Origin of the sequence: Schleiferilactobacillus shenzhenensis LY-73, from assembly GCF_000469325.1 — a bacterium.
Lineage (GTDB): Bacteria > Bacillota > Bacilli > Lactobacillales > Lactobacillaceae > Schleiferilactobacillus > Schleiferilactobacillus shenzhenensis.
Genome location: NZ_KI271591.1, coordinates 88173 through 90973 on the forward strand (window position 1 = coordinate 88173; position 2801 = coordinate 90973).

At 54.9% G+C, this 2801-nt stretch carries 3 protein-coding genes; all 3 read left to right on the plus strand.

Features of this window, described 5'->3' with window-relative positions; all coding sequences use genetic code 11:
- Positions 1 to 159 precede the first annotated feature (159 nt).
- The 3 genes from L248_RS08980 to L248_RS08990 all read left to right on the plus strand — a co-directional run bounded on the left by L248_RS08980 (position 160) and on the right by L248_RS08990 (position 2756).
- Positions 160 to 1770 carry an APC family permease gene (locus tag L248_RS08980; RefSeq protein WP_081701274.1) on the plus strand — a complete coding sequence of 537 codons (1611 nt, stop codon included), beginning with the start codon at positions 160 to 162 and terminating at the stop codon, positions 1768 to 1770.
- 134 nt (positions 1771 to 1904) lie between these two features.
- Complete coding sequence (locus L248_RS08985) at positions 1905 to 2330, plus strand: hypothetical protein (protein WP_022529875.1); 426 nt, start codon at positions 1905 to 1907, stop codon at positions 2328 to 2330.
- 114 nt (positions 2331 to 2444) lie between these two features.
- Positions 2445 to 2756, plus strand: coding sequence for a type II toxin-antitoxin system RelE/ParE family toxin (locus L248_RS08990; protein ID WP_040535843.1), 312 nt, complete (start codon positions 2445 to 2447; stop codon positions 2754 to 2756).
- Positions 2757 to 2801: the final 45 nt, after the last annotated feature.

The window sequence follows — 2801 nt, forward strand, 5'->3', positions numbered from 1 at the left end:
GAGTCCTGGCGAGTACTGGAGGGTTTGGATTGTTTGACGGTGTCTTGCAGGTAAGAACAATTCAGGAAAGACGGACGTCAGCATGGTGTTAAGATGCTATCATACCAATAAGGAAGAGATTTGGCTGGTTGCATACCGAGAAGGGTGTTTTGGGATTATATGGTAAAGCAAAAACAAGCGAAGGGGCAGATTGGGTTATTTCAGCTGGTAATGCTGGGGCTGGGGTCGTTGATCGGATCCGGCTGGCTGTTTGGGTCGTGGGAAGCGGCCAAGGTGGCGGGACCGGCGGCGATTCTTTCATGGATCATCGGCGCTCTGGTGATTGGCGTTATCGCGTATAACTACGTGGAACTGGGGACGATGTTTCCCGAGTCCGGCGGGATGAGCCGGTTTGCCCAGTATTCCCATGGGTCGCTGATCGGTTTTATCGCGGCGTGGGCCAATTGGGTTTCCCTAATTACGCTGATTCCCATCGAAGCCGTCGCGGCGGTTCAGTACATGGCGTCGTGGCCCTGGCACTGGGCGCGGTTTACCGACGGCTTTTTAGCCCACGGAACGATTACCGGCAGCGGGCTGCTAGTGGTATTTGCCTTCATCATCGTGTTTACTTTGCTGAATTACTGGTCGGTGGACTTGCTGACGCGGTTCACCAGTGTGATTTCTGTCTTCAAGATTGGCGTGCCGCTGTTGACTATCGTGATGCTGACGTTGTCCGGGTTCCATCCGGGGAATTACGGCAGTACATGGCATGCCTTCATGCCGTATGGTTCGGCGCCGGTCTTCGCCGCCACGTCGGTTTCCGGCATTATTTTCTCCTTCAACGCCTTCCAAACCGTCATCAATATGGGCGACGAGGTCGCTCAGCCGAGCAAGAATATCGGCCGGGGGATCGCTATCTCATTACTGATCAGCGGCGTGCTGTATATCTTGCTCCAGAGCACCTTCATTACTGCGCTGCCCCCGGCCCAGCTGGCGGCCCATGGCTGGCACGGCATCGACTTCAACTCGCCCTTCGCCGATTTGGCGATGCTGCTGGGGTTACGCTGGCTGTCCGTGCTGCTGTACATGGATGCGTTCGTGTCGCCCTTTGGTACGGGGGTGTCCTTCGTTGCGTCCACCGGCCGGGCGCTCCAGGCGATGGCGGCCAACAACCACATTCCCCGCTTCGTCGGCCGCATCGACGCTCGCTACGGGACGCCCCGGGTCGCCATGGTGACCAATGCGGTGCTGAGCATGGTCATGGTCTCCGTTTTTCGGTCCTGGGGCACCCTGGCCAGCGTCATCTCCACGGCGACGCTGATTGCCTACCTGACCGGGCCAACCACCGTGGTGTCGTTGAGAAAGATGGCGCCGCACTTCCACCGGCCGGTCACGTCGGGGCATCTGGGCCTGATGGCGCCGCTGGCCTTCGTTTTGGCCTCTTTGGCAACTTACTGGGCCATGTGGCCGACGACGATCGAAGTGATTTTGGTGATCCTGCTGGGCTTTCCTTTCTACCTCTACTTCGAATGGCGGTCCGGCTGGGCCGATACGCGGAAGCAAGTCAAGGGCGGCGCCTGGCTGCTGACCTACCTGATCTTTCTGTCCGTCGTCTCCCTGATTGGCAGCCGTGAGTTCAATGGTCTTAACTGGCTGCCTTATCCCGTCGACTTTCTGGTAATCATCGGTGGGGCGCTGCTCTTTTACTCATGGGGCATCCACAGCCACTGGGAATCCCAATACTTCGCGGAAGCCCGCACGCTTAACGAACGCGTTCACAGCGACCGTTAGCGCGTCGGCACTGATGATTCTGCGGCCCCCCAACGCCGGCGGCACAAAGCACCCCGCCGTTCCCCTTGCGAGGCGGAGTGGGGCGCCGTAGAATAAAAGTGCAAGTGTCAATTAAAAGCAGAGAAGATGTCAATATGGAATTAGCAGGGAAAAAGATCGCCTTCGACCAAGACCTCAGCGACGACCAATTGAAAGACTTGCACGAACACTACACCAAGCTGTGGAATACCTTGAAGCAGTTCGAGTTCAAGGACGACAAGCGGCAGCTGCAAGTGCTGTATGAGGAAGCCGACAACACCCATACTTATGAGTCCGGCTACTTCGTTCTTCAGATCCGCCACTTCGGTGACCAGTACCGCTTCGACGAGTACAACATCACCGTGAATAACCGCAGCGTGTTCAACGACAGCCCCGACGAGTACGTCATCCAGCTCTCTAATTACAAGGACTGGGATGAAGTCACCGCGGACGCCGTCAAGCACGCGACGAAGTGGGTCCAGGACATGAACAAAGAAGCACAGAAAGAAAAGAAAGAGCCGAAACGGGAAGTCACGGATTAGGAAGAATGCCCTGGGCGCGAGCCTGGGGCTTTTTCTGTTGAGCAAAAACGTTGAAGCCATTTGACTCGGCATGCTATACTTAATGTAAATCAATGAACCGGAAAGGTAACAAAAGTGATTGTAAAAGGTGCTACCAAAAAATTGGAGAAGACGCTCAGCTCCGAACGTTCGTTGATCAAGACATTTGGCAGCATCAACGGAAAGAAAGTTGCCCAAAGAGTGTCAGAATTGCGTGCAGCTGAGACTTTAAACCAAATTAGCCATCTTCCCCCACCGCGACTACACGAGTTGCACGGTGATTGGCAAGGCTTCTTTTCTGTTACTTTAACGGGAAACTGGCGCCTTGTTTTTCAAGGTTACGATAAGGAAGAAAACAAGACAATGGACAAAGACCAAATCATACTGGTCGTCATCAAGCCCAGATAAATTGCCAACTGTATAGAAAACGACGCAACTCCTTGAGCTGCGCCG

What these genes read in the sequence shown, in the direction of transcription:
- L248_RS08980 (WP_081701274.1), top strand. Translation starts at nt 160, where the DNA reads ATGGTAAAGCAAAAACAAGCGAAGGGGCAGATTGGGTTATTTCAGCTG.
- L248_RS08985 (WP_022529875.1), top strand. Translation starts at nt 1,905, where the DNA reads ATGGAATTAGCAGGGAAAAAGATCGCCTTCGACCAAGACCTCAGCGAC.